Origin of the sequence: Nocardia sp. NPDC057227, from assembly GCF_042669725.1 — a bacterium.
GTDB lineage: Bacteria > Actinomycetota > Actinomycetes > Mycobacteriales > Mycobacteriaceae > Nocardia > Nocardia asteroides_A.
This window is the reverse complement of sequence record NZ_JBHUXA010000002.1, coordinates 237,617-261,357: the sequence shown is the minus strand read 5'-3', so window position 1 is coordinate 261,357 and position 23,741 is coordinate 237,617. Positions and strand designations below refer to the sequence as shown.

Below are 23,741 nucleotides of genomic sequence, written 5' to 3'. Positions count from 1 at the left end.
AGTTGGCGGATTCTCATTCCTATGACCGCACTGATCACCCTCTTCGCCCTGACCACCTTCGGCCTGCTGGCCTACTACTACGCGCCCCGGGACGGCGAACCGCCCTGGTATCCGGAGCGATTCCGCTCGTTCCCGAGCAACGATCCGGGCCCGTCCTCCTACGACATGCATCGGCAGATCGCGGATCTGGACGCGCTGCGGGCCAGGGAGGAGAGGTACCAGGCCAGTTCGACGGAGACGCCGGACAGCGGAACCGAAAGGTCCACTCACCGGGAAGTGGCCTGATTTCCGTCGGGCCGGTCCGCGCCACACGTGTCGGTGCGTACCGGCAGACTGAAGGCATGGCGACCGTCGTCTTCGATACGGAACTGGGTGCGTGCGCGCTCAGCTGGGTTGGCGACGCGGTGACCGGGTTCGCGCTGCCGGAGTCCGATCCGGAGCAGTTGCGGGCCCGGTTCGCCGAGCGTGACGGCACGCCCCCGCTGACCGAGGCCCCGGCCGGAGCGATCGCGGCCGCGGTCACCGCGATCCGCGCCCACCTCGCCGGGGAGCTGGACGATCTGCGCTGGATCGCGCTGGATCTTTCCGGGGTTCCGCAGTTTCATCGGGAGATCTATCGGATCATCCGGGAGGTGGGGCCGGGGCGGACCATCGGGTACGGGGAGGTTGCCGCTTTGGCGGGGGCGCCGCGTGGGGCGCAGGCCGTGGGCCGGGCGATGGGGCGGAATCCGATTCCGCTGATCATTCCCTGCCATCGGGTGCTCGCCGCCGACCATGCGCTGCACGGGTTTTCGGCGCCGGGTGGGATCGATACGAAGCAGCGGATGCTCGCTATCGAGCGGACGTCGGGGTTCGGGGAGCCGACGCTTTTCTGAGCCGCTCAGGGCAGTGGGTGCTCCCGGTAGAAGAGGCAGGGGTCGCCGGTGAGGGTGCCGTCCTGGCAGGCGAAATAGGTCTGCAAGCAGGAATTGGTGGTGCAGCCGAGCTGGAGTAGCTGTTCGCGGATGCGGAGGTTGCGGTCCTGCACCGACTCGGTCGGGGTCAGAGACTCGGATGTCACCGTGACGGCGCTTTCCTGTGCACCGCAGCCGAGCAGGAATGCTGCGAGCAGCGGTAGCATGCACCGGACCGCGGTCGTCATGGCGCTCCCTCCTGCATGGGCATACACCGTAGCGCTAAGTTCCAGGACCGAAAACCTTCCGCAGATCTGCCGCCTGCAGATAGACGCGGATTCGCTCGGCGAACCGGGGAGCCAGAGCCGAACGAAGCGCTTCGGGTAGCGACTTGCCGTTGCGGGGCACCCAGTAGCGCAACTGTTCTTCCATGACTCGCTGCACCAACTGCGGGGCGGAATCATCGACGAGCTGGAAGAAGTCGTCCGCGCTGTAGACCTCGTACGGCAGGTCGTCGACGCCGTCGAAGACGAATCCGGCCGGGTCGCCGGTGACCACTATGTCGACACGGCCGTGCACGGCCGCGGAATGTACGTGCGCGTCGAAAACGTCCGGATAGGGGACAGTCTCGTCGATCTTGTAACCGGTGATCGCGCTATCGATGCCGAACGTTTTCGCGACTGTGCGGCGAGTTCCGCCGATCTGCTCCTCCGAAAGGAACGGATTGTTCCTGCGCCGCCGGTAGAGCGTCTCGGCCATGATGTCTTCGGTCCAGAAGATCTGGAACATCCCGTCCCCGCCGCGGAGATACAGCAGCGCGAGCCAGTCCCGCAGAGTGCGCGAGTACAAGATATTGGCATCGACAAGAACCCGCTGAATCCGGCCATCCCCCATTCGGCCCATAGTAGGTGACCGCTCCCCAGGCGCCGCTGGACTTCAGTCGACGACGCCCCACTCCTCCTCGAGGGCCCGCAACTCATCGAACGCCGCGCTCTGGGACTCGAGTTGCCTGCGCCGGAAGGCAAGCACATCCCTGGTGTACAGCCGCGTGTGCGATCCGACCTTGTGCGAGGGGATCTCCTCGGCTCGGACGAGTTTCATCAGCGAGGGCCGTGACATCCGCAACATGCCGGCCGCCACCGTCGTGGTGATCTCGGTGGGGATGCTGCCGACGGTCACCGTCGATCCCCGGCCGACCAGCTCGACCAGCGTGAGCACGAGTTCGGCCAGCTCCGATGGCAGCGTGTGGCGGCGGTCCGCGCCCAGGTCGACGGTGACGGCCGCTTTCCGGCCGGACAGGAAGGCGTCGACCTCCCGAGCCTGCTCCACTTCGCGCGACCCCACCGTCACGGTGGCGCGATCGTCCCGCTGTAGCGCTTCCACTGTCGGCCCCTTCCCTAGCGGTACGCAACCAGCCTAGGGAGTTACACATACAAGTGCAACCGGCTTGACGGCTCAGCTCAGAACGTCGTGCCGGACGATCGTCTGATCGCGCCCGGGCCCGACCCCGATGCACGAGATCCGAGCCCCGGACAACTCCTCCAACCGCAGCACATACGCCTGCGCGTTGACCGGCAACTCCTCGAACGTCCGAGCGTGCGAGATGTCCTCCCACCAGCCGGGCATCTCCTCGTAGATCGGAACCGCGTGGTGGAACCCGGTCTGCGTGGTCGGCATCTGCTCGACCCGCTCACCGTCCACCTCGTAGGCGACGCAGATCGGGACGCGGTCCAGGCTGGAGAGGACGTCGAGCTTGGTGAGGAAGTAGTCGGTGATGCCGTTGACGCGGGTGGCGTAGCGGGCGATCACGGCGTCGAACCAGCCGCAGCGGCGGGCGCGGCCGGTGGTGACGCCGACCTCGCCGCCCTGCTTGGCGAGGAATTCGCCGTACTGGTCGAAGAGCTCGGTCGGGAAGGGGCCCGACCCGACGCGGGTGGTGTAGCACTTGAGGATGCCGAGCACCGTGTCGATCTTGTTCGGCCCGATCCCGGCGCCGACGGCGGCGCCGCCCGCGGTGGGGTTGGACGAGGTGACGTACGGGTACGTGCCGTGGTCGACGTCGAGCAGGGTGCCCTGCGAGCCCTCGAGCAGCACGGTCTCGCCGCGCTCGAGCGCCTCGTTCAGCTGCAACCTGGTGTCGGCGATGCGGTGCGTGAAGCCTGCGGCCTGGGCGAGGACCTCGTCGACCACCTGCTGCGGGTCGAGCGCGCGGCGGTTGTAGATCTTGACCAGCACCTGGTTCTTGAATTCCAGTGCGGCCTCGACCTTCTGGGTGAGGATCTTCTCGTCGAGCACGTCCGCCACCCGGACGCCGACGCGGGCGACCTTGTCCTGGTAGCAGGGGCCGATGCCGCGGCCGGTGGTGCCGATCTTCTTGTTGCCGAGGAAGCGTTCGGTCACTTTGTCGATGGCGACGTGGTACGGCATGATCAGGTGCGCGTCGGCCGAGAGCAGCAGCCCGGAGGTATCGACGTCGCGCTGTTCCAGTCCGGCCAGCTCGTCCAGGAGCACACCGGGATCGACCACGACCCCGTTGCCGATCACGTTGGTGACGCCGGGGGTCAGGATGCCGGACGGAATGAGGTGCAGCGCGAACTTGTCACCGTTGGGAAGCACCACGGTGTGGCCGGCATTGTTGCCGCCCTGGTACCGGACCACCCACTGCAACCGCTCACCGAGCAGATCGGTCGCTTTGCCCTTTCCCTCGTCGCCCCACTGGGCGCCGATCAGGACGATTGCCGGCATGGTGCTGACTCCTACGGTTCGAGGCGCAGCACCCTCTGTGCTGCAGCTACCTGCCGTACTGGGGCGGTGGCCGGGAGGACAGTCTAGCCGACCGGCCGCGCACGGCCGGGAACCGCTGTTCTCCACGCTGTGCCGCGCGCGGCTAAGCTCGCACGGTGCGGACCGGCGAGCGGCCGGTCGCGGCGGGCGGAGCGCGGCGGTCGTTCGGACCGAGGAAGGTGTACGGCCACGGTGAGTACCCACGTTCTCCGTTGTGCGGACGCGCCCGTACCGATCGCGCTCGCCTCGCAGCCGACCACGCAGACCGATCCCGTTCCGGCCAAATCGCTGGTGGACGAGCTGCTTCCGGTGCTAGCCACGGACAGCAAGCCCCGCCTGATCGTGCTCGGCGCCGACGCGGCGCTGGCCGCCGTCCTCACGCACCTCATGCGGACCGAGCGGTTGCACGTCGAGATCGGCTACGTGCCGGTGGACAAGACCTACGGCTCCCGCGCCTACCAGACCGGCACCGGCAATGCCGCGGCCAAGCGCGCGCTCGAGGGCAAGGCCGCCGAGGCCCCGCTGATCAGGGACGACACCGGCACCGTGCTGGTCGGGCGCGCCACGCTCACCGGCCCGGACGGCGGGGCGCTGGAGGGCGAGGTCTACGTGGACGAGGAGCGGCTGTTCACCGGAACGGTCCCGGCGCTGCTGGTCTCGCCGTCGATCGAGGAGCCGGGAGTGCGCGCCTGCGTGCGGCGCCGGTTCCGCAGGCGGCGCTGGCTGGAGGGGAGGGCAGCGCAGCTCGGCACGCCGGGCGCGGTGGTGACCAGGGACGGCATCCCGAACGACCGGGTGGTCAAGCGCGCCAGCTTCTACCGGCACCACGAGCCCTGGCTGCTGGTGCGATGAGCCTGCCGACCGCGCGGCGCGCGGTGCGCCCGAGCCCGATCTTCCTGCTCGTCCTCGCGGTCGCGATCGGCGGCGGGGTGCTGGCCTGGACCGCCGAGCTGGACTCGGTGCAGGCGAAGGCGGGCGTCTTCACGCTGGTGGTGGCCGGCTGGGTGGTGACGCTGTGCGTGCACGAGTTCGCGCACGCCTACGCCGCGTGGCGGGCGGGCGACCGGGAGGTCGAGATCCGCGGCTACCTGACGCTGAACCCGCTCAAGTACAGCCACCCGCTGCTCTCCATCGGGCTGCCGATCGTCTTCATCGCGCTCGGCGGGATCGGGCTGCCCGGCGGGGCGGTGTACGTGCGCACCGACTTCGCCTCGAAGCATGTGCAGCGGCTGATCTCGGCGGCCGGGCCGCTGGTCAACCTGGTGTTCGCGGTGCTGCTGCTGGCGATCGTCCGGGTGTTCGGCAGTTCGAGCGAGCACGCGGCGTTCTGGTTCGGGGTGAGTTTCCTGGCGTTTCTCCAGGTCACCGCCACACTGCTGAACAGCCTGCCGATTCCGGGGCTGGACGGGTACGGGGTGCTCAAGCCATCGCTCAGCTACCGGACGAGGCGCGGGCTGGAGCAGTTCGAACCGTTCGGCATGCTGCTGGTCTTCGCGCTGCTCTTCACGCCCGCGATCAACGCGGTCTTCTTCGACGTCGTCTACTGGCTCTTCGAGCTCTCCGGCGTGCCGGACGTGTGGTCCCGCTACGGCGGCTACCTCACCCGGTTCTGGACCTGAGGGTGGGTCGCCCGGCTCACCGGGGAGGAGCCGGGCGACCACATTCGGCCGGCAGGATCCCACCGGAGTGGGAGCGCGGCCCCGCCGACCGAAGTATCGGGCCGCGCACCCCTCGTGGCTCGGCCCGACCTGAACGCTAGGGTCCCGGCGCCGCCGGGACGCGAGTAGCGGACTACTCGACTACTCCGCCGGGCGCACGTACGGGTTCTCCACCGTCGGCGGCAGCAGCGCGATGGCCGAGATCCGCTTCATCCCGCAGACCTGCATGAGATCCACGACGGCCGACCTGAGCTGCGCGAACACCACGTGCGCCGACAGCCCCGCGCCATCGACCAGCTCCGGCCGGGCGGCCTTGGCGATGCTGCGCAGCACCCGGGCGGCCTCGGCCTGGTCGGGCTGCTCGCCCGGGTCGGCGAGCATCATCGCGCGCATGACCTCGACGGCGTGGCCGAGCTGCTCGATCGCGTCGATCAGCCGCTGATCGAGGATCTCGTCGTCGCGGATCAGGGTGAGCGAGCGGCGCAGCAGGACGCGGACATTGCGGACCGCGTTGTCGAGCGGGTCGGCGGTGGCGCCGACGCGCTCCAGCCGGGTGCGGGAGTTCCAGTAGAGCGGGGAGATGCGGCTGATCTCGCGGCCGCCCTCCAGGGTGGAGCGCAGCGCGTCGATCTGCGGCTGGGTGGCGCGCATCGAGGTGAGCGCGGTGCTCACCTTGTCCGGGTCCTGCTCCAGCAGCCCCTCGGCGCCGTTCAGCAGCGCATCCCGCATGACGGCGAGTACCTCGGCGGCGTGGTTGCGGGCCCGGCGCACCGGGTGCAGCGGGATCGCGGCGACCACGACCACCCCGACCAGCCCGCCCACCAGGGCATCGATCATCCGGGAGAGGTCGCCGCCGGAGGCGGGCGGCAGCAGCGTCGCCACCAGCACCGCCGAGCCCGCGGCCTGGATCGAGATGATCGAGCCGCCGTCGAGGAAGATCGCCAGCGCCATCGCGACCGCGACCACCAGCGCGATCTGCCAGACCCCGGTCCCGACCCGGGAGATGAAGACGTCGCCGATGCCGATGCCGACCGCGACGCCGACCACCAGCTCCACCGAGCGGCGCACCCGCGCACCGAACGAGATGCCGATCGAGACCACCGCCGCCGTCGGCGCGAAGAACGGCTGCGGGTGGCCGATCACGGTGTGCGCGATGAACCAGGCCAGCGCGGCGCCGACCGAGCACTGCAGGATCGGCAGCGCCGAGGTGCGCAGCCGGTTCGCGGAGCGGCGGAAGCGGTCGGCGCCGCTCTGCCCCGCAGCCCTGACCCGATCGCGCGTCGCCGCCAAACCGGGTCAGTCCAGGCCGAGCTCGGCGGCCGCCCGCGGATCGCAGTCCTCGAGCAGGTCGAGGCAGCGGGCGTACTCGTCGCTCTCACCGACCGCTTTGGCGGCCCTGGCCAGCGCGCCGACACTGCGCAGGAAGCCGCGGTTCGGCTCGTGGCTCCACGGGACCGGGCCGAAGCCCTTCCAGCCGTTGCGGCGCAGCAGGTCGAGGCCGCGGTGGTAGCCGGTGCGGGCGAAGGCGTAGGCGGCGACCACGTCGTGGTTCACCTCGCCCTCGCCCGCCCGGTCCAGCGCCGCCTCGGCCAGGTGCGCCCAGGCGATGGAGGCCGACGGGTGCGCGGCCGCGACGACTACCGGATCGGCGCCGCCGTCCAGCGCGTCCTCCGCGTCGTGGAGTTCCGGAAGCAGGACCGGCTGCGGGCCGAGCAGATCACCGAACGAGGTCATGGGGATCATTGTGCACCGCTCCCGGAAATGCTCGATAGGCTGGCGCGCAACTCACAAGACCCGGCCTGGAACGAGGGGTAGTAGGTGTCCCACCCGAACGACGAGACGAACTCGGTATCCGGAGATTCCGCGCCAACGGAGGCTATTGCTGCGCAGGGGGGTGATGCGGTCACCGAGAAGGTGGAATCGCAGGGTTCTGCTGCGGGGCAGGGTGTTCGGCCGGGTCAGGTGGACGCGGCGCGGAGCGGGCAGGAAGTGGGTGGTGCCGGGGCTGCTTCGGCGGTTCAGAAGCCGGGAGTGTCGCCTGAGCAGGCGTCAGGTGGGGCGCAGGGTGCCGGCGGTAGTGCGGCGCAGGAGCCGGCCTCGGCATCCGGTGCCGGCGAGGCGCCGCGCGGGGCCGCTGGCCCTGGGCAGGCGTCCGGTGGGGCAGGAGCTCCCGCGAAGACCGCATCGCCGCAGGAGCCGGGCGGCGCTGGTTCGCCCCGAGTGCCGGGCGCCGACGAGCAGCCGCAGACTCCCGCGGGGGTGCAGCCTCCGCAGGGCCCGGGTACTGCGGGCTCTCCGCAGCAGACCGACGGGGGCAAGACTGCGCAGGCACCGGCCCCTTCGCAAGCGCCGGGCGGGCCAGGATCGCCGCAGGGGCCCCGCGGTACCAAGCCACCGCAGGCACCGGCGACTGCCCAGCCGCCGCAAGGTCAGGGTGCGCCCGGCCCGGCTCAGGGCCCCGGCGGGAGCAGGCCGCCGCAGGCACCCGCGGGCGCCAAGCCGCCACAAGGCCCTGGCGGGGCCGGATCGCCGCAGGCACCCACCGGGAACAAGCCACCGCAGACACCTGCGGGAACTCAGCCGCCGCAGGGCTCGGGGGCGCCGCAGGCAACCAAGCCGCCACAGAGCCCAGCCGCGCCCGGCTCGTCTCAGGGACCTGGCAGCGCCAAGCCGCCACAGACACCCGCGGGCGCCAAGCCGCCACAAGGCCCTGGCGGGGCCGGATCGCCGCAGGCACCCACCGGGAACAAGCCGACGCAGAGCCCCGCCGGGCCCGGCTCGCCCCAGGGCAGCGCCAAGCTGCCGCAGGCGCCCGGCGGGACTCCCCCGTCACAAGCGCCGGGCGGAGCTCCGCCACGGTCTGGTGGCGCGACCCCTCCGCAGGCACCCGGCGGAACTCCGGCGCGAGCAGCGGGCGCGACACCGCCCCTGGCACCCGGCGAGACGAAGTCACAAGCCGGCGCGACTGCAGGCGGGAACGCGCCGCAGCAGACGCCTCCTGCCACGCCCCCCTCGGACGGGCAAGCGGACGAGACCGAGAAGATCGCTCGCCCGGCGGCGGCGGACAACTCGGCGGACGAGACCGTCGCCATGCGCGCTGTCCCGGCTCCGGGCGACGCCGACGCGCCGACCCAGGCGTTCTCCGTGCAGCAGCAGGGGGACCCCGACGGGGTGACGCAGCGGATCCAGCGCACCGACCGGGTGCCGGGCGCGGTCCCGCTGAGCAAACCGCCGACCACCCCGCGCCCGGCTCCGGGCCCGAAGCAGGCGGGGGCGCAGCGCCCGACCGGCCCGGCCCAGGCCGAGGAGACCCGCCCGGGCCAGGGCCCCGGCCCGCAGCGCCCGCCCGAACCGCGCCAGGTGTCGTCGGCCCCCTCCCCCGCCGACATCCAGCCGACCCGCCCGGCCCAGCAGCAACAGCGCCCCATCGCCCCACCGCAGCGGATCGAACCACAGCAACAGCAGCAACCGGCCGAACAGGGTAAGAGCCAGAAGAAACTGCTGCTGATCGGCGGCGCGGTGATCGTCGTGATCGTGGCCCTAGTCGCGATCATCGCCGCACTGGCGGGCGGCGGCACGGACTCCCCGGAGACCCAGGTGCGCGCCGCGATCAACCGGTATACGTCGTCGCTGGACCAGGGCAACCTGGCGGGGCTGCGCGAATCCACCTGCGGCGCCCTGCACGACTACTACCAGGGCATCTCGGAGCAGGATTTCGCCGGCGTGCACCAGGTCTCCCGGCAGTCGGGCAGCATCCCGGTGGTGGAGAAGGTGGACGCCGTGCGGGTCACCGACGCCACCGCGCTGGCCCAGGCGACCGTCTTCATCCCCTCCGACCCGAACAGCAAGACCGAGCGCACCTTCGACCTGCAGCGCACCGACGCGGGCTGGAAGGTCTGCGAGCCGCCCACCGGCACACCCTGAACCCCGAGCAGTCTCCGTCCGTTCATATCAGTAGCATTTCCGCATCATGCGCGATCAGACGACGACGCTTTCGGGGGTTAAGGACGTGGCGCAGACACAGACGCTCACCGGTCAGCGGTTCCGGGTACGGGACCGCTACGAGGTGGGGCGCGAGAAGATCAGGGAGTTCGCCAGGGCAGTACAGAACGGGCACGGCGCGCACCACCGGGAGGCGGACGCCGCGGCGCTGGGGTACGACCGGGTGCTCGCACCGCCGACCTTCGCGTCGGTGATCGGGCTCGCGGCGACCCGCGCGCTGCTCGACTCGGTGCTCACCGAGTACGACATCTCGCAGATCCTGCAGACCGACCAGGTCTTCGAGATCCACCGCCCGCTGCTGGCGGGCGACTCGATGACCAGCGAGATGCTGATCGAGTCGATCCGCAACTTCGGCGACAACGACTTCGTCAATGTGCGGTTCGCGCTGCGCAACGATCGGAACGAGGTCGCGATCTCCGGCACGAGCACCATCGTGGCGCGCCGAGGCGCCGAGGTGGACGCCGACCTGGTGGAGGCGGTGGAGAACATCGTCATGCACTCGAGCCCGGTGGAGCAGGTCGGTGCGCTGGAAGACAGCGACCTGCTGATCCCGCTCGGCGTCGGCCCCGCGCCGGCGAACCCGCCGCGACGGGAGCGGGCGCCGCGCACCGTCCCGGATTTCGCGGCGCTGGCCAAGGGCGACGAGCTGCCGACCGGCACCGCCCGGCTCACCCGCGGCGACCTGGCGAACTACGCGGGCGTCGCGGGCGACCCGAACCCGATCCACTTCAGCGAACACGCGGCCAAGCTGGCCGGGCTGCCGACGGTGGTGGCGCACGGCCTGCTCACCATGGGGCTGGCCGCAGGCTATCTGACCGACTGGCTCGGCGACCCGACCGCGATCGAGAAGTTCAGCGTGCGGTTCTCCGGGTTCGTGCCGGTGCACACGACGACGGCGAGCACGGTCGAGTTCGGCGGCCGGATCAAGTCGCTGGATCCGGAGCGGCGCAGCGCGACGGTGCTGCTCTCCGGAACCTCCGAGGGGCGCAAGCTTTTCGGGCGCGCCGTCGCGGAGGTCAGGCTCGGCTGATCAGCCGAGCTCGGCGTGCATCAGGTAGACGTTGTAGTCGCTCCAGGTGGTGATCGTGAAGTAGAGGTCACCGCCGCGCGACCACGGGTGGATGAAACCGCCGTAGAGCTCCGGGTAGTCGAGGACGCTGACCGTCGGCGTGCTCGGTGACCAGACGCCCTGCGGCGAGCTCGCCTCGCGCACGACGATGGCTGCCTTCGCGGTGTCCAGGTAGCTCATCTGCCAGACCCCGCGCTCGGCGTCGAACCGCACCGAGAGCTCGCCCGCGGGTGCGTCGACCACCGGGGTGGCCGCGGCGGCGCCGCCGACCGGGGTCCAGGCGCCGTCCCGCCAGTACTGGTAGGCGGTGGTGTTGAGTACCTGGTCCTTCGGCACTCGTGCCAGCCCGACCGCGCCGAGCCTGGTGTTGGGCGTGCCGAACAGGTAGACGTGGTCGCCCTGCGGCACCATCGCGCTCACCTGGAAGTTCGAGACGCCGAAGATGTTGTCCCAGCGGGCATGCGGGTCCTCGGTCCAGGTGCTGCCGCCGTCGTCGCTGTAGGCGATGCCGCCGTAGTTGGTGTAGAAGGTGCCGGGCGCGCTGTGCCAGGTGCGGATCGACATGTAGCTCAGCAACTGCCTGGAGCCGATGGCGAAGCCCGAGGTGGGGATGGTGGTGATCTCCACATTGTCCATTTTGCGGCTGGAGAGGATCTCGGCGGCGTGGCAGCGGCCGTCGGTGACCATGCGGTCGAAGGTGACGCCGTCGCTCAGCTCCCGGTCGGTGCTGAAGGCGAGGACGTTGCTGCGCCAGTCGCCGCCCATGCCGCCCGGCGGGTGGAAGTTGGTGCCGACGGTGTCGCCGAAGGCCATGGCGATCTCGCCGGGGGCGCTCTCCCACATGATGCCGAGGTCGGTGCCCTGCACCTGCCAGCGCTTGTCGGTGCGGTTGATCGAGGAGGCGCCGGTCTGCTTGGCGACCTCGCGCACCTCGCCGACCCGCGGGGCCGCGGGGGCGGGTGACTGCGGGGCCGGGTCGACCGGCGGCTGCACCGGTTCCGGCGCGGGCGGCGGCGGGACCGCGCCGGGCGCGGGGAGCGCGAAGTAGAACGGCTGCGGATTCAGCAGCAGCTCCGGGATGCCGAGGCGGCGGGCGACGCTGGGCGGTGGGTCCGGCTGGTCGGTGAGGTCGGGGCACGGGTTGCGGCAGGGGTCGTCCGGGAGCACCGTCTCCTCGCGGACCGGTTGCGGCGCGGGCGGTTCCGGGGGAAGCACGGTGACCACCGGGTACGGGATCGGCACCTCGAGCGTCTTCGGGACCAGCGGCTCGTGCACCGGCGGCGGGTCGGTGACGCAGGGGCCGGTGCCGGGCACCGGGGCGGGCTCGTCGGCGGCGGCCGGGCCGCTCGCCAGCACACCGGCGGCGCAGAGCACCGCGCCGAACACCGCCATCGTCCGCATCCCCGCAGACCCCGTCATCAGCGCAGTTCCCCTCGTCGGCAGACCAACCGGACCCGATCGCGTGCGACCCTACCGGCCGCACCGGCCAGGCATCCGGCGGATCCCGTGATCCGCGGCCCGATCCCCGGCGGCCGGTGCCGGCCGTACCGCAGCCGGCCGACCGGCATTCGGCCGAACCGCTCAGCGGTCGGCGTGGAACGTGAGCACGGTGGAGCCGATCCGGATGCTGTCGCCGTCCGCCAGCGGCGCGCCCTCGTCGATCGTCTCCTCGTTGATGAAGACGCCGTTCGCCGAGTTCAGGTCCTTGATCAGCAGCCCGGCCCTGGTCGGGGTGATCGCGGCGTGGTAGCGGCTGGCCTTGGGGTCGTCCAGGACCAGGTCGTTGTCGGTCATCCGGCCGATCCGGATGCCGCTCGGCGGAATCAGCACGGCGCGGCCGTCGGCGAGCCGCAGCTGCCCGCTGCGCACGGTGCGCGGGGTCTCGGTGACCGTCTCGGTCATGGCGGCGGCGAGCTGGTCGGTGCGCTTGAGCTCACTGGTGTGCAGCGGCTCCTGGCGCAGCACCCGCTGCTCCAGTTCGATGAGCGCGGGGCCCGGGTCGATGCCGAGTTCGTCGGCGAGCACGGCGCGCACCCGGCGGCAGGCGTCGAGCGCGTCGGCCTGGCGGCCGGAGAGGTAGAGCGCGGTGATGAGCTGGCCCCAGAGCGGCTCGCGCAGCGGGTGCTCGCCGGTCACCGCGACCAGCTCGCCGATCACCGACGAGGCGCGGCCGCAGGCGATCTCGGCGTCGAACCGGGCCGAGGCGGCGAGCAGCCGCTCCTCCTCCATGGCGGTGGCGAAGCTGTCGGCGAACTGCAGCCCGGCCAGGTCGGCGAGCGCCCGGCCGCGCCACTCGCGCAGCGCGGCGGCGAAGTGCTGGGCGGCGCTGGCGTGATCGCCCGCCTCGGCCGCCCGCGTGCCCGCCTCCCGCGCCGCCTGGAAGCGGCCGAGATCGCAGGCCTCCTCGGACACCTCCAGCCGGTACCCGGATGCCTCGGTGCGCAGCACTCGCGCCGGGTCGATGCCGGAGTTGCGCAGTGCCTTGCGGAGATTCGAGACGAAGACCTGCAGGCTCGCGGAGTAGGAGTCCGGCGGGTCCTCGTTCCACACCATCTCGGCGAGCGCCGACGACGAGACGGCCCGTCGCCGGTTCACCGCAAGCGCGGCAAGCAAGGCCCGTGGCTTGGGCCCGCCGAACGCCACCGGCACACCACCGACGAGCAGTTCGACGGACCCGAGCACGCGCACATCGAGACTCATCTGCTCGAGCCCTCGTGGAGTCAGGGGGTCAGGCGCTGATCGACTTCCCCGCGGACTTCAGATCATTGCACGCCTCGACCACGCGCGCCGCCATCGAGGTCTCCGCCTTCTTCAGGTAGCCGCGCGGGTCGTAGACCTTCTTGTTGCCGACCTCGCCGTCGATCTTCAGCACGCCGTCGTAGTTGGCGAACATGTGCCCGGCCACCGGGCGGGTGAAGGCGTACTGGGTGTCGGTGTCGACGTTCATCTTGACCACGCCGTAGTTCAGCGCCGCCTCGATCTCGGACTTGAGCGAGCCGGAGCCGCCGTGGAAGACGAAGTCGAAGGGCTGCGCGTCGGCGCCGAGGCCGAGCTTGGCCGCGGCCACCTGCTGCCCCTCGGCGAGCACCTCGGGGCGCAGCTTGACGTTGCCCGGCTTGTAGACGCCGTGCACGTTGCCGAAGGTGGCGGCGAGCAGGTACTTGCCGTTCTCCCCCGCGCCGAGCGCCGCGATGGTCTTCTCGAAGTCATCGGCGGTGGTGTAGAGCTTGTCGTTGATCTCGGCCTCGACGCCGTCCTCCTCGCCGCCGACGACGCCGATCTCGACCTCGAGGATGATGTTGGCCGCGGCGGTCGTCTTCAGCAGTTCCTGCGCGATCTCCAGGTTCTCGTCGATCGGCACCGCCGAGCCGTCCCACATGTGCGACTGGAAGAGCGGGTGCCGCCCGGCGTTCACGCGCTCCTGGGAGATCGCGATCAGCGGCCGGACGAAGCCGTCCAGCTTGTCCTTGGGGCAGTGGTCGGTGTGCAGCGCGATGGTCACGCCGTACTTCGCGGCCACCACGTGCGCGAACTCCGCCAGCGCTACCGCGCCGGTCACCATGTCCTTGACGCCGAGGCCGGAGCCGAATTCCGCGCCGCCGGTCGAGAACTGGATGATGCCGTCGCTGCCTGCGTCCGCGAAGCCCTTGATGGCCGCGTTGATCGTCTCCGACGACGTGCAGTTGATAGCGGGGAATGCGAAGGAGTTCGCCTTGGCCCGGCCGAGCATCTCGGCGTAGACCTCCGGAGTCGCGATAGGCACTGGTGAGACCTCCGTGTTGAGCGGCACTGGCTAGTGCGGCGAAAGAGACACATATGTCGGTCACCACCCTAGGCCAGCGCATGTTCCCGGCCCAGCAGGGGAGGGCCGCCGCTGCGCGAGCGAAACTCCGGGAAACCGGTACTGTTGTCAAGGTGATTTCGCTGGTGGCTCTCGGCACGATGAGGACTCGGTACGCCGAGACGAGTTCTCGGACGCTGAGCGAGCGGATTCGCTAGCAGGTGTCCGGAGTGCAGCAAGTTCTCGCGGTCGGCACCTTCGATCCGCTCGTCTCCGCAGGTCCGGCCGTCGTGTGGGCGGTCGTGCTCACCTTCGTCTTCCTGGAGTGCGCGGTCCTGCTCGGGCTCTTCCTGCCCGGCGACTCCATGCTGGTCACCGCGGGAATCGTGATGGCATCGCACGCCTCGGGCGAGGCGCACGTCTGGGCGCTCTCCGGCGGGGCCATGGTGGCCGCCATCGCGGGCAACCAGGTCGGGTACATGATCGGCAAGCGCACCGGGCACCACATGGTGGCGCGGAAGAACGGCCGCTACATCAATGCCAAGAATTTGCAGCGCGTCGGCGACCTGCTGCACAAACACGGCTTCCTCGCGGTGCTCGTCGCCCGCTGGATCCCCTGGGTGCGCACGCTCTGCCCGATGGTGGCGGGCGCGGCCGGGATGGACCACCGCAAATACACGATCGCCAGCACCATCGGCGCGATCATCTGGGCGCCGGTGCTGTTGCTGATCGGCTACTACGCGGGCGGGTTCCTGCAGCGGCTGCCCTGGCTCATGCCGGTGGTCATCGTCGGGCTGGTGCTCGCGCTGGTGGTCGGCACGGTCTTCGGGATCAGGCAGTACCGCCAGGAGATGGCGCGCCCGATCGAGGACTACGACCTGGACACCATGCCGATCGAGGTGATCAGGGAGCGCTAGAGCCCGGCGGCGGCGACCTGGTAGGCCGCCTCCATGAGCATCCAGCCGGAGAGCTGGACGGCCAGGTCGCGCTCGGGGACGGCGGAGGCGGTGACCGAGCCGCCGGTGGTGAAGCGGCCGGCTCCGACGCTGGTGCCTGGCAGCTGCGCCGGCTTGCTCCAGTCGTTGCCGAAGAGCGGCTCGCCCTCGACGTCGAGCCGGTTCGCCCACGCCGCCTCGGCCGACTCCCTGACCAGCGCGGCCGCGATCCTGCGGTCCTCCACCTGCACCGGGTCGTCGCCGGGCAGCAGCACCGCGACCACCGCGAGGTAGCGCGTCAGGATGCCGTTGAAGAGCCCGCCGTCGCCGCCACCGCCGCCGTTGATCACGTCGTTCGTGGACATGGCCCGGCGGACCGCGCCGAGCAGATTGTGCACCCGGTCCAGGTGCCGCTGGTCGCCGGTGTGCGCGGCGAGCTCGGCGTCGAGGCCGAGGACGACGCCCTGGCAGTAGCTGAAGACCGGCCGCTCGATCTCGCCGGATGGCAGGTGGATGCCGTCCAGGATGAGCCCGGACTCCGGGTCGCGGAGGTTGGCGTCGAGCCAGTCCGACATCTCCTGCGCGCGGGCCCGGTAGCCGAGCCGGGCGAGCGCGATGGCGGCCGGGCCGTTGGCCGGGGCGTTGAAGAAATCGGAGCCGATGCGCCAGGGCAGGCCGCCGCCGACGGCCGGGTTCCAGCCGTCGTGCAGCGCCTTCTCCAGCGCGGTGAGGGCGCGGCGGGCAGGCAGGTCCTGGGTGCGCTCGGCGCGCTCCAGCGCGATGGCGAGCCAGGCCATGTCGTCGTAGTACTTGTTGGTCCAGCCGGTGAGGTTGCGCAGCCGGTGGCTGCGGGCCAGCGCGCCGACCCGGCGGCGGCGGGCCGGGGTCGGCACCCGGTTCGCGGCGTCCACCGCGCAGTCGATGAGGTGCGCCTGCCACCAGTAGTGCCAGTTGAAGAAGGCGCGCTCGCGCCGGGTCGGCGGCCAGCCGACCACGCCGAGCGCGGTGCGCGGAAGCACCCATACCGACCGCAGGTGCCGGGAGAGGATCGCCGATTCGGCCATGTCCGCTCGCTCGGACCACAGCGCGGGGGTCGCCGCGCCGCTCGATTCGGACTGGGGGCGGCCGCTCCGCGAGGTCATACCCTCCATGGTGCCAGGTCGGCGCGCGGAATCGCGGCCCATCCGTGACCGTTCCGGCCGTGTCCCGCCGCGGCGCGCCGGGCGGGCATGTTTGCGGCTCTCGTCACCAGGCGGTGCCGAGGTCGGCGTGCTGGCGGATCCAGGCGTGCATGGCGATGCCGGCCGCGACGCCCGCGTTGATGCTCCTGGTCGAGCCGAACTGGGCGATCGACACGGTCAGCGCGGCCGCCGCTCTCGCGGAGTCGGTGACGCCGGGGCCCTCCTGGCCGAAGAGCAGCAGGCAGTCGCGGGGCAGGGTGGCGGTCTCCAGCGGGACCGCGCCGGGGACGTTGTCCACCGCGACCACCCGCAGGCCGTTGCGCTCGGCGTAGTCCGCGAGCTCCGCGGTGCTCTCGTGGTGCTCCAGGTGCTGGTAGCGGTCGGTCACCATGGCGCCGCGGCGATTCCAGCGCCGCCTGCCGACGATGTGCACCGCGGCCGCGGCGAAGGCGTTGGCGGTGCGCACGACGGTGCCGATGTTCGCGTCGTGCCCGAAGTTCTCGATCGCCACGTGGAACGGGTGCCTGCGCGCGTCGATATCGGCGACGATCGCCTCCCGCCGCCAGTACCGGTACGCGTCCACCACGTTCCGCCGGTCCCCCGCCGCCAGCAGCTCCGGATCCAACCGCGGATCGTCCGGCGGCGCGACCCCGTACTCGTCCCACCACGGCCCGACCCCGTGCGGATGCTCCCCCCACTCCGTGGGTCCCACCAGCTCGGGCGTCTCGGGGTCGGGCACCCGGACATGTTATCGGTGGTCCCGATAGACCTCCTTCCGGTCCGCCACCCGGAACACCCGCACCCGAATCTCCCGGTCCGAAACCGTGTACAGAATCCGGAATCGGTGCACGCGGAGCCGGTACCCCTCGACACCCCGCAGCTTCTTGCACCCGTCCGGCCGCGGATCGCGCTTCAGACCGTCGATGGCGTCGAGCAGATCCTTGGCCATGGCCCTGTCCCGCGCCGCGATCTTACGGAGCTGCCGCTCGGCCGGACCCGCGATCGTGACCTCGTATTCGTGCTGCACAGCTCGCCCCCACTCGAGTTTTGTACAAAACATACATTTAGTGCTTGACGTACCGAAGTGCCGAATTTACCGTGAGGGAATGGCTTCTCCGATCAAGCGCCACGAGGTGACCTCGGGCTCGCTCCGCAGCCGCCTCGCGGACGTCCTGAACCGCATCGCGTACGCGGGCGATCGCGTAGTGGTCACCAGGCACGGCAAGGCCATCGCCGCGGTCATCTCCGCGAATGACCTGAGGCTGCTGGAAGAACTCGAGGACGCGCGGGATGCCGCGCTGCTGCGCCGCGCCGTCGCCGAGGACAACGGCTCCGGCATCCCGGTCGACGACCTGCGCCGCGACCTCCTGGGCTGAGCTCAGTACGTCGAGGTGGTCGAATCTCCCGCGACGATGGCGATGATGACGGCGGCGATGATCACGAGGATGGTGATGACCAGGATCACGGTGCCGATGATGCCGCAGATGTAGCCGGCCAGGACGGTGCTGCGGCCGCCGACGGCGCCGCCGGAGTTGTCGATCTCCTTGAGCGCCTTGCCGCCCATGACGAAGGCCACCGGGCCGAGGAACTGGCAGAGCACGAGGCCGAGCACGCCGAGGATGACGATGGTGGTGGCCTGCGGGTGGTCCGGCGGCCGGAAGTAGGGCTGCTGCGGGTACCCGGGCGGAGGGTAGGTCATGCGCAGATCGTACGGGGTGGTGCTGGCTACACCGGGAATTCGGCGGCTCGCCTCCTCGCCCGCGCGGAGCCGGGCGGCGAGCATGGATTCATGACCGAGAATCCGGCCCGCGCCGTCCTGCTCGCCCCCTTCCGCGCCCGCACCTGGCGCGACCTGGCCTTCGTCGTGCTGGCGGTTCCGCTCGGCGCGCTGGTCGGGCTCTATCTGCTGATCGGGTTCGGGATCGGGATCTCGATGACGCTGCTGCTGGTCGGTGTGCCGCTGGTGGCGCTGGTGCTGCTGGGCGGGCGGGTCTGGGGGCGGGTGTATCGGGTGCTCGCCGCGGCGCTGCTCGGGGTCGCGGTGCCGGAGCCGCCGCCGTTCACGCCGAAGCCCGGGCTGCTCGGCTTTCTCGCGGGGGCGTTCGGCGACCGGGCCTCCCTGCGGGCGCTGCTCTTCCTGCTGCTGCAGGTGGCGCTGGGCGTGGTGGTCGGCTGGAACGTGCTGCTCGCGGTGGGGCTGGCGGGGATGCTCGCGCTCTCGCCGCTGATCTGGCTGCTCGCCGAGCCGGTCAATGTGGACGCGCGGGGGGTCGAGCACCGCTCGTTCATCCAGTTCGGCGAGTTCTACGTGGACTCCTGGCCACGGGTGCTGCTGGTCGGGGCGGTCGGCGTGCTCTGCTGCCTGGCGGCACCGTGGCTGCTGCGGGTGACCGCGCTGCTGCACGGGCTGCTGGTGCGCGGGCTGCTCGCGCCGACCGGGCGCGATCGGGAGCTGGCCGAGCTGGCCGCGAAACGGCGTGCGGCGGTCGACGATTCGACGGTGACGCTGCGCCGGCTGGAGCGCGACCTGCACGACGGCACCCAGGCCCGGCTGGTGACCATCGCCATGGAGCTCGGCCGCGCCGAGCAGCGGCTGCACTCCGGCGGCGATCCAAGCGACCTCGTCACCGCGGCGCACGCCGGGACCAAGGAGGCACTGGTGGAGCTGCGCGAGCTGGTGCGCGGCATCCACCCGCCCGCGCTGGAGCTCGGGCTGGAGGCCGCGCTGGAGACCCTGGTCGCGCGGTGCGCGGTTCCGGTACAGCTGCGATGCGTGCTTCCGGTGCGGCCGAGTCCGGCGATCGAGGCGATCGCCTACTTCTCGGTGGCTGAGCTGCTCACGAATGTCGTGAAGCACTCCGGGGCGCAGGAGGCGGAGGTGCGGGTGCGCGGCGATGCGGAACAGCTGACGCTCACCGTCCGGGACGAGGGGCGCGGCGGGGTGCTGCCGCCGACTGTCTCCGAGCAGCCGGTCGGCGGGCTGGCCGGGCTCGCGGCCCGGGCTCGCTCGGTGGACGGCGAGCTCACCGTGGTGAGCCCCGATGGCGGGCCGACGGCGGTCACGGTCACCCTGCCCGTGGCCGTGCCGGAGTGAGCGGCTCGGACCGGCCCGACGCCGCGGTCGGGCACAATGCCGAACCGACAGCCCGGCGCCCGCTCGCCGCCGGGTCTGCCACACGGTCGCGGACCGCGATCACTCCCCCGGCAGGGCTGCCGTGACCCCGCCGCTGCGGGTGGTGATCGCGGAGGACTCCGCGATCCTGCGCGACGGCCTCGCCGCGCTGCTCGCCGACCACGGCCACGAGGTGGTCGCCATGGCGGGCGACGCTCGGGCGCTGATCCAGGCCGTCACCGAGCACCGCCCCGACGTCGCGGTGGTCGACATCCGCATGCCGCCAACCTTCACCGACGAGGGGCTGCTCGCCGCGCTGCAACTGCGCCGCGGCCACCCCGGCCTCGGCGTTCTGGTGTTCTCGCAGTGGATCGAGACCCGCTACGCCACCGAGCTGCTCGCGGCGGGCGCGGCGGGGGTCGGGTACCTGCTCAAGGACCGGGTCGCCGACGTCCGCGAGTTCGTGGATGCGCTCACCCGGGTGGCGGCAGGCGGCACCGCGCTCGACCCCGAGGTGGTGAGCCAGCTGATGAACGCGGGCCGGGACGGCCTGGACCGGCTCACCCCACGCGAGCGCGAGGTGCTGGAGCGCATGGCCCAGGGGCTGAGCAATGTCGCCATCGCGGCGGCGCTGCACGTGACCGAGCGGGCGGTGGAGAAGCACATCGGCAATATCTTCACCAAGCTCGACCTGCCGCCATCGGACACGCACCACCGCCGCGTGCTCGCGGTGCTCCGGCTGCGCGGCTAGCGCGCCGGAGGCGCGGACGGGGTTGAGGCGTGCGTGGCGGGGTCGGCGAGCAGGTACTGCGCCGCCGCGTAGGTCGCCAGGATGACGCCCTCGGCCAGCCGCCGCGAGCGCTCGCCGCGCAGCAGCAGCCTGCGGAACACGATGAGCCCGTCCGAGACGGTGAAGAGCAGCGCGCCGAGCCCGAGCCTGCTGCGCGGGTCCTCGTCCGGCAGTACGACGCCGCCGACGGTGGGCGAGTTCGGCGCCAGATCGGGATCCGAGGCGAGCACCCCGGCCGCCCCGAGCGCGAGGCCGTACCCGGTGAGCGGCGCCGCCACGGCAGGAGCCAGCCTGCGCAGCAGCGCGGCGGCACCGGCCCAGGCCAGCAGCCGCGGCACCGCGACGGCGGCGGTCGGCCGGGCCCCGCGCCGCCACCAGAGCGCCGCGTAGCAGCCCTGCATGACCCCGAACGCCGAGGCGCCCGCCACCAGCCTGCGGTCGTCGTCCGGGTCGATGAGCAGCACGTCGCCGACGGTGGCGGCACCGAGCGCCGCGAGCAGCGTGCTCCGCTCGGCCGGGTCGATCGCCTTCCCCGCCACCGCGACGTCCGCCGCGAGCAGCGGCATGAGCAGCGGCTTGCCGACCCACTGCCAGCGCTCCCGGCCGGTGACCGCCCCGGCGACGGTGAGCGCCGCCGCGGCGAGGAACCCGGCCCGGAACGGCCGCATCAGAAGCTCGGCTCCTTCGGCGCGGGCGGCAGCGTGACGACCTGGCCCGCGTAGCTCAACCCGGCGCCGAAGCCGAGCAGCAGCGCGGTCTGCCCGCCCTTGGCCTTCCCGCTCACCAGCATCTCCTCGATGGCGAGCGGGATGGAGGCGGCCGAGGTGTTGCCGGTGTTCTCGACGTCGTTCGCCATCGGGATCTCGTCGGCGAGGCCGAGGTTCTTCTTCATCAGCTCGTTGATCCTGGCGTTCGCCTGGTGCGGGATGAACACCTCCAGCTCGTCCTTGGAGACCCCGGAGACCTCGAGCGCGGTGGAGAGCGCGCGCGGCAGCGTCACCGCGGCCCAGCGGAAGACCCGCGGCCCCTCCATCCGGATCACCATGCGGCCCACCGGATCCGCGGCCGGGTCGGTGCCCTGCAGCTGCTCCGCGCGGTCCTCGTAGGCGAGGATGTCGTAGTTCTGCGAGATGGCGAGCGCGTTCTCGCCGTCACTGCCCCAGACGGTCGGCGAGATGCCGTTCTCCTCGCTCGGGCCGATCACCACCGCGCCGGCGCCGTCGCCGAAGATGAAGGCGGTGCCGCGATCGTGCGGGTCCATCCCGATCGACATGGTCTCGACCCCGATGAGCAGCACGTACTTCGCCGACCCGGCCCGGATCAGATCCGCGCCGACACCGAGGCCGTAGCAGAACCCGCCGCAGCCGCTCTCCAGGTCGAAGGCCGCCACCCCGTTGATGCCGAGGTCGTAGGCGATCGACGGCGCGCCGTGCGGGGTCTTGTACGGCCAGGTACCGGTGGCGAGGATCACGGTGCCGATCTCGGCGCGGTCGATCCCGCTGCTCACGATCGCCCGCTCGGCGGCGGCGACGGCGATCGTCCTGACCGTCTCGTCGCCGCTGATCCAGCGCCGGTTGCGGATCCCGCTGCGCTCGAAGATCCACTGATCGGTGGAGTCGAGTACCTCGCAGACCTCGTCGTTGCTCACGATGCGGGTAGGTCGATAGGCACCGATACCGAGCATCGCCACATTCTCTCGACCCTTGTTGACAGCAATGCTCACCACGGGTGACTCACACGACCCTTCGAAACGCAGGACAAACCGCTCATCAGGCTATCCCAGCTCGAGATCGGCCAATCCGAGGATGGACCGGTAGCCCAGCCCCTCGGCGGCGATCACCTGGTCGGCGCCGGTCTCCCGGTCGACGACGGTGGCGACGCCGACCACGTCGGCGCCCGCCTCGCGCAGTGCGCGCACCGCGGTGAGCGGGGAGTTTCCGGTGGTGGTCGTGTCCTCGACCACGAGCACCCGGCGCCCGACCACGTCGGGGCCCTCGATCCGGCGCTGCATGCCGTGCTCCTTGGCGGCCTTGCGCACCACGAAGGCGTTGATCGGGCGGCCGGGGGCGTGCATGACGGCGAGCGCGACCGGGTCGGCGCCCATGGTGAGGCCGCCGACGGCCTCGAACTCCCAATCCGCGACCAGCTCGCGCAGCAGGCTGCCGATCAGCGGGGCCGCCCGGTGGTGCAGGGTGGCGCGGCGCAGGTCGACGTAGTACTCGGCGTGCTTGCCGGAGGACAGGGTCACCGGGCCGTGCACGACGGCCAGCTCGCGCACGAGGCGCGCCAGCTCACCCCGGTCGGCGGAGCCGGAGCGGTGCTGAGCCGTCTCGATGGCGTGGTCGATCATCTGGTCTCGCGTCCTTTCGCGTGCGTCGGACAAAATCCGGCGCGCCTCCGCACGAGCGTCCGCCGGTCGCGGTCTCCGGTACGCGCGCGCAGCCACACTGCTCGGCACGATCCGGCTGTCGTCGCGATCCGGCTGCGGCCGGACCACGGACCAACCCTCGGTTGCAGAATACGGGTCGGACGGGTGTACCGGTTACTGCGGGACCGGCCCCTGGTAGGGGCGGAAGCCGGGGTGGAACGGGCCGCCGGGGCGGTCGCCTTCCTCGTCGCCGTCCTGGTCCGGCTCGGCGCCTGCCTGCCGCTCCTGGCGGCGCGGCTCGTCCCGCTTGCCGGGCACGACGGCCAGGCTCGGCCTGCGCTGCGCGGGCTCGGCGCCCGCCTCGCCGGTCTGCCGCTCGTCGGCGCGCGGCCGATCAGCGGATTCACCTGCGGCGTCGCGGGTTCCGGCCGGGTCGCCCGGCTCGTCGTCGTGGCGCGGCTTGGCCCGGCCGCCCGGTCGGCCGAAGTCACCCTCGCCGTAGGTGTCGCTCTCCGGCGGAAGCACGTGCAGCAGACCGGAAAGGCGAAGGACGGCGTCGATCGAGGTCTCCCAGTCGCGGGACCCGGTGCCGATGGAGAGCATGCCGAGGGTCCAGTTGCCCTCGCTCCACAGCATCTGCACGATGTCGGGTAGCGACTCGATGAACGCGACCATCCGCTGATCGACGGCGTGCCTGGCGATCTCGGGGTTGGTCGCGAAGACCACCCGGTCGCCGATCGCGCCGAGCAGCTCCAGGTCGGCGTCCTTCGGCGGGGACGCGGTCTTCAGCCGCATGTCCACGTCGATGTCCGAGCCGATCTGCCTGCGCACCGCGATCAGCGTCGCCGAGTCCTCCAGGTCGAAGAGCACGAACTTCTCGCCCTTGCGGATACCGGAGACCACGTCGACCGCGGAGAGGTAGCCGAGCTTGGCCAGCGCCCCGCGGCGCCAAGTCGAAGGTAGCGCCGGCTCCACCGACACATAGGTGTATCCCTGGGCCTTGGCCCACACCTGGCGCGCGTGACCGGTCCGCTGCCGTTGCGCCCGGTCGAAATACAGCAGGACGACCGCACCGACCAGGGCGATCGCCGCCAACCCGAACCACATCTCCGTCATCGCCGCACAGCCTAACCAGCCGATCCCGTGATTGCCCCGCACCCTCGGCTCG

General features: G+C 71.4%; 27 protein-coding genes. 10 read left to right on the top strand and 17 right to left on the bottom strand.

The annotated features are described in order from the left end of the window. Positions 1-21: 21 nt before the first annotated feature. Together ACFUJ1_RS04470 and ACFUJ1_RS04465 are read left to right on the top strand one after the other, a co-directional pair. Entirely contained in the window at positions 22-285 is a 264-nt protein-coding gene (locus ACFUJ1_RS04470; RefSeq protein ID WP_378642350.1) for a hypothetical protein, read from the top strand. A gap of 56 nt (positions 286-341) precedes the next feature. Next, on the top strand, positions 342-875 hold the full coding sequence (locus ACFUJ1_RS04465) for a methylated-DNA--[protein]-cysteine S-methyltransferase (protein ID WP_378642348.1): 534 nt from the start codon (positions 342-344) through the stop codon (positions 873-875). Between the two features lie 5 nt (positions 876-880). Here ACFUJ1_RS04465 and ACFUJ1_RS04460 read toward each other — a convergent pair whose 3' ends face one another. The 4 genes from ACFUJ1_RS04460 to ACFUJ1_RS04445 form a co-directional block, all read right to left on the bottom strand. Next, entirely contained in the window at positions 881-1,141 is a 261-nt protein-coding gene (locus tag ACFUJ1_RS04460; protein WP_378642346.1) for a hypothetical protein, read from the bottom strand. Positions 1,142-1,175: 34 nt separating this feature from the next. Then, positions 1,176-1,787, bottom strand: a complete 612-nt coding sequence (locus ACFUJ1_RS04455; RefSeq protein ID WP_378642344.1) for a PIN domain-containing protein — start codon at positions 1,785-1,787, stop codon at positions 1,176-1,178. A gap of 42 nt (positions 1,788-1,829) precedes the next feature. After that, positions 1,830-2,276, bottom strand: coding sequence for a helix-turn-helix domain-containing protein (locus ACFUJ1_RS04450; RefSeq protein ID WP_378642342.1), 447 nt, complete (start codon positions 2,274-2,276; stop codon positions 1,830-1,832). 72 nt (positions 2,277-2,348) lie between these two features. Then, entirely contained in the window at positions 2,349-3,638 is a 1,290-nt protein-coding gene (locus ACFUJ1_RS04445) for an adenylosuccinate synthase (RefSeq protein WP_378642340.1), read from the bottom strand. A 231-nt stretch (positions 3,639-3,869) separates the two neighbouring features. Here ACFUJ1_RS04445 and ACFUJ1_RS04440 point away from each other — a divergent pair, with 231 nt between their 5' ends. After that, entirely contained in the window at positions 3,870-4,529 is a 660-nt protein-coding gene (locus tag ACFUJ1_RS04440) for a hypothetical protein (RefSeq protein ID WP_378642338.1), read from the top strand. After that, positions 4,526-5,296: a site-2 protease family protein gene (locus tag ACFUJ1_RS04435; RefSeq protein WP_378642336.1), complete on the top strand. Its 771-nt coding sequence runs from the start codon at positions 4,526-4,528 to the stop codon at positions 5,294-5,296. The genes ACFUJ1_RS04440 and ACFUJ1_RS04435 overlap by 4 nt, the downstream gene beginning before the upstream one ends. A gap of 180 nt (positions 5,297-5,476) precedes the next feature. Here the strand turns inward: ACFUJ1_RS04435 and ACFUJ1_RS04430 are convergent, their stop codons facing one another. Continuing rightward, complete coding sequence (locus ACFUJ1_RS04430; protein ID WP_378642334.1) at positions 5,477-6,625, bottom strand: aromatic acid exporter family protein; 1,149 nt, start codon at positions 6,623-6,625, stop codon at positions 5,477-5,479. Positions 6,626-6,631: 6 nt separating this feature from the next. Further along, entirely contained in the window at positions 6,632-7,069 is a 438-nt protein-coding gene (locus ACFUJ1_RS04425) for a DUF3151 domain-containing protein (RefSeq protein ID WP_357017657.1), read from the bottom strand. 1,356 nt (positions 7,070-8,425) lie between these two features. On the opposite strand from ACFUJ1_RS04425, the gene ACFUJ1_RS04420 reads away from it, so the two are divergent. After that, entirely contained in the window at positions 8,426-9,259 is an 834-nt protein-coding gene (locus ACFUJ1_RS04420; protein ID WP_378642331.1) for a hypothetical protein, read from the top strand. Between the two features lie 85 nt (positions 9,260-9,344). Continuing rightward, on the top strand, positions 9,345-10,367 hold the full coding sequence (locus ACFUJ1_RS04415) for a fused (3R)-hydroxyacyl-ACP dehydratase subunits HadA/HadB (protein WP_378642329.1): 1,023 nt from the start codon (positions 9,345-9,347) through the stop codon (positions 10,365-10,367). Here the strand turns inward: ACFUJ1_RS04415 and ACFUJ1_RS04410 are convergent, their stop codons facing one another. From ACFUJ1_RS04410 to fbaA, 3 genes are all read right to left on the bottom strand, one after another. Then, entirely contained in the window at positions 10,368-11,807 is a 1,440-nt protein-coding gene (locus ACFUJ1_RS04410) for a DUF4185 domain-containing protein (RefSeq protein WP_378642954.1), read from the bottom strand. 180 nt (positions 11,808-11,987) lie between these two features. Next, positions 11,988-13,106 carry a BTAD domain-containing putative transcriptional regulator gene (locus ACFUJ1_RS04405; protein WP_378642327.1) on the bottom strand — a complete coding sequence of 373 codons (1,119 nt, stop codon included), beginning with the start codon at positions 13,104-13,106 and terminating at the stop codon, positions 11,988-11,990. 28 nt (positions 13,107-13,134) lie between these two features. Beyond that, positions 13,135-14,169 (bottom strand): class II fructose-bisphosphate aldolase, encoded by a 1,035-nt coding sequence (gene fbaA / locus ACFUJ1_RS04400; RefSeq protein ID WP_378642325.1) that lies wholly within the window; start codon positions 14,167-14,169, stop codon positions 13,135-13,137. 248 nt (positions 14,170-14,417) lie between these two features. Between fbaA and ACFUJ1_RS04395 the strand changes: the two genes are divergently transcribed. Beyond that, positions 14,418-15,104 (top strand): DedA family protein, encoded by a 687-nt coding sequence (locus tag ACFUJ1_RS04395; protein WP_378642324.1) that lies wholly within the window; start codon positions 14,418-14,420, stop codon positions 15,102-15,104. On the opposite strand, the gene ACFUJ1_RS04390 is transcribed toward ACFUJ1_RS04395, so the two are convergent. From ACFUJ1_RS04390 to ACFUJ1_RS04380, 3 genes are all read right to left on the bottom strand, one after another. Beyond that, a complete protein-coding gene (locus tag ACFUJ1_RS04390) occupies positions 15,101-16,186 on the bottom strand; it encodes a glycoside hydrolase family 76 protein (protein WP_378642951.1) in 1,086 nt (361 codons plus the stop codon). The genes ACFUJ1_RS04395 and ACFUJ1_RS04390 overlap by 4 nt on opposite strands. A gap of 181 nt (positions 16,187-16,367) precedes the next feature. Then, a complete protein-coding gene (locus ACFUJ1_RS04385; protein ID WP_378642321.1) occupies positions 16,368-17,042 on the bottom strand; it encodes a TrmH family RNA methyltransferase in 675 nt (224 codons plus the stop codon). 9 nt (positions 17,043-17,051) lie between these two features. Further along, positions 17,052-17,330, bottom strand: coding sequence for a type II toxin-antitoxin system RelE/ParE family toxin (locus ACFUJ1_RS04380; protein ID WP_378642319.1), 279 nt, complete (start codon positions 17,328-17,330; stop codon positions 17,052-17,054). A gap of 79 nt (positions 17,331-17,409) precedes the next feature. Here ACFUJ1_RS04380 and ACFUJ1_RS04375 point away from each other — a divergent pair, with 79 nt between their 5' ends. Then, positions 17,410-17,679, top strand: a complete 270-nt coding sequence (locus ACFUJ1_RS04375) for a type II toxin-antitoxin system Phd/YefM family antitoxin (RefSeq protein ID WP_378642317.1) — start codon at positions 17,410-17,412, stop codon at positions 17,677-17,679. Between the two features lie 2 nt (positions 17,680-17,681). On the opposite strand, the gene ACFUJ1_RS04370 is transcribed toward ACFUJ1_RS04375, so the two are convergent. Next, positions 17,682-18,002: a DUF4190 domain-containing protein gene (locus ACFUJ1_RS04370; protein WP_378642315.1), complete on the bottom strand. Its 321-nt coding sequence runs from the start codon at positions 18,000-18,002 to the stop codon at positions 17,682-17,684. 90 nt (positions 18,003-18,092) lie between these two features. Here ACFUJ1_RS04370 and ACFUJ1_RS04365 point away from each other — a divergent pair, with 90 nt between their 5' ends. Both ACFUJ1_RS04365 and ACFUJ1_RS04360 read left to right on the top strand, forming a co-directional pair. Beyond that, positions 18,093-19,397 (top strand): sensor histidine kinase, encoded by a 1,305-nt coding sequence (locus ACFUJ1_RS04365; RefSeq protein WP_378642313.1) that lies wholly within the window; start codon positions 18,093-18,095, stop codon positions 19,395-19,397. Positions 19,398-19,530: 133 nt separating this feature from the next. After that, entirely contained in the window at positions 19,531-20,166 is a 636-nt protein-coding gene (locus ACFUJ1_RS04360; RefSeq protein WP_378642949.1) for a response regulator, read from the top strand. On the opposite strand, the gene ACFUJ1_RS04355 is transcribed toward ACFUJ1_RS04360, so the two are convergent. The 4 genes from ACFUJ1_RS04355 to ACFUJ1_RS04340 all read right to left on the bottom strand — a co-directional run bounded on the left by ACFUJ1_RS04355 (position 20,163) and on the right by ACFUJ1_RS04340 (position 23,689). Beyond that, positions 20,163-20,873, bottom strand: coding sequence for a lysoplasmalogenase (locus ACFUJ1_RS04355; RefSeq protein ID WP_378642311.1), 711 nt, complete (start codon positions 20,871-20,873; stop codon positions 20,163-20,165). The two genes, ACFUJ1_RS04360 and ACFUJ1_RS04355, sit on opposite strands and share 4 nt — an antisense overlap. Further along, positions 20,873-21,931, bottom strand: coding sequence for a beta-ketoacyl-ACP synthase III (locus ACFUJ1_RS04350; RefSeq protein WP_378642309.1), 1,059 nt, complete (start codon positions 21,929-21,931; stop codon positions 20,873-20,875). Before ACFUJ1_RS04350 ends, ACFUJ1_RS04355 begins: the two co-directional genes overlap by 1 nt. Before the next feature lie 48 nt (positions 21,932-21,979). Further along, positions 21,980-22,555, bottom strand: a complete 576-nt coding sequence (pyrE, locus tag ACFUJ1_RS04345) for an orotate phosphoribosyltransferase (RefSeq protein WP_378642307.1) — start codon at positions 22,553-22,555, stop codon at positions 21,980-21,982. A 192-nt stretch (positions 22,556-22,747) separates the two neighbouring features. Continuing rightward, a complete protein-coding gene (locus tag ACFUJ1_RS04340; RefSeq protein WP_378642305.1) occupies positions 22,748-23,689 on the bottom strand; it encodes a hypothetical protein in 942 nt (313 codons plus the stop codon). Between the last annotated feature and the right edge of the window lie 52 nt (positions 23,690-23,741).

Bases quoted from the DNA above. Each gene is read 5' to 3' on its own strand.
- ACFUJ1_RS04470 (WP_378642350.1), top strand. From the start codon at position 22: ATGACCGCACTGATCACCCTCTTCGCCCTGACCACCTTCGGCCTGCTG.
- ACFUJ1_RS04465 (WP_378642348.1), top strand. From the start codon at position 342: ATGGCGACCGTCGTCTTCGATACGGAACTGGGTGCGTGCGCGCTCAGC.
- ACFUJ1_RS04460 (WP_378642346.1), bottom strand. From the start codon at position 1,141: ATGACGACCGCGGTCCGGTGCATGCTACCGCTGCTCGCAGCATTCCTG.
- ACFUJ1_RS04455 (WP_378642344.1), bottom strand. From the start codon at position 1,787: ATGGGGGATGGCCGGATTCAGCGGGTTCTTGTCGATGCCAATATCTTG.
- ACFUJ1_RS04445 (WP_378642340.1), bottom strand. From the start codon at position 3,638: ATGCCGGCAATCGTCCTGATCGGCGCCCAGTGGGGCGACGAGGGAAAG.
- ACFUJ1_RS04435 (WP_378642336.1), top strand. From the start codon at position 4,526: ATGAGCCTGCCGACCGCGCGGCGCGCGGTGCGCCCGAGCCCGATCTTC.
- ACFUJ1_RS04425 (WP_357017657.1), bottom strand. From the start codon at position 7,069: ATGACCTCGTTCGGTGATCTGCTCGGCCCGCAGCCGGTCCTGCTTCCG.
- ACFUJ1_RS04420 (WP_378642331.1), top strand. From the start codon at position 8,426: ATGCGCGCTGTCCCGGCTCCGGGCGACGCCGACGCGCCGACCCAGGCG.
- ACFUJ1_RS04410 (WP_378642954.1), bottom strand. From the start codon at position 11,807: ATGCGGACGATGGCGGTGTTCGGCGCGGTGCTCTGCGCCGCCGGTGTG.
- ACFUJ1_RS04405 (WP_378642327.1), bottom strand. From the start codon at position 13,106: ATGAGTCTCGATGTGCGCGTGCTCGGGTCCGTCGAACTGCTCGTCGGT.
- ACFUJ1_RS04390 (WP_378642951.1), bottom strand. From the start codon at position 16,186: ATGGCCGAATCGGCGATCCTCTCCCGGCACCTGCGGTCGGTATGGGTG.
- ACFUJ1_RS04375 (WP_378642317.1), top strand. From the start codon at position 17,410: ATGGCTTCTCCGATCAAGCGCCACGAGGTGACCTCGGGCTCGCTCCGC.
- ACFUJ1_RS04370 (WP_378642315.1), bottom strand. From the start codon at position 18,002: ATGACCTACCCTCCGCCCGGGTACCCGCAGCAGCCCTACTTCCGGCCG.
- ACFUJ1_RS04365 (WP_378642313.1), top strand. From the start codon at position 18,093: ATGACCGAGAATCCGGCCCGCGCCGTCCTGCTCGCCCCCTTCCGCGCC.
- ACFUJ1_RS04355 (WP_378642311.1), bottom strand. From the start codon at position 20,873: ATGCGGCCGTTCCGGGCCGGGTTCCTCGCCGCGGCGGCGCTCACCGTC.
- pyrE (WP_378642307.1), bottom strand. From the start codon at position 22,555: ATGATCGACCACGCCATCGAGACGGCTCAGCACCGCTCCGGCTCCGCC.
- ACFUJ1_RS04340 (WP_378642305.1), bottom strand. From the start codon at position 23,689: ATGACGGAGATGTGGTTCGGGTTGGCGGCGATCGCCCTGGTCGGTGCG.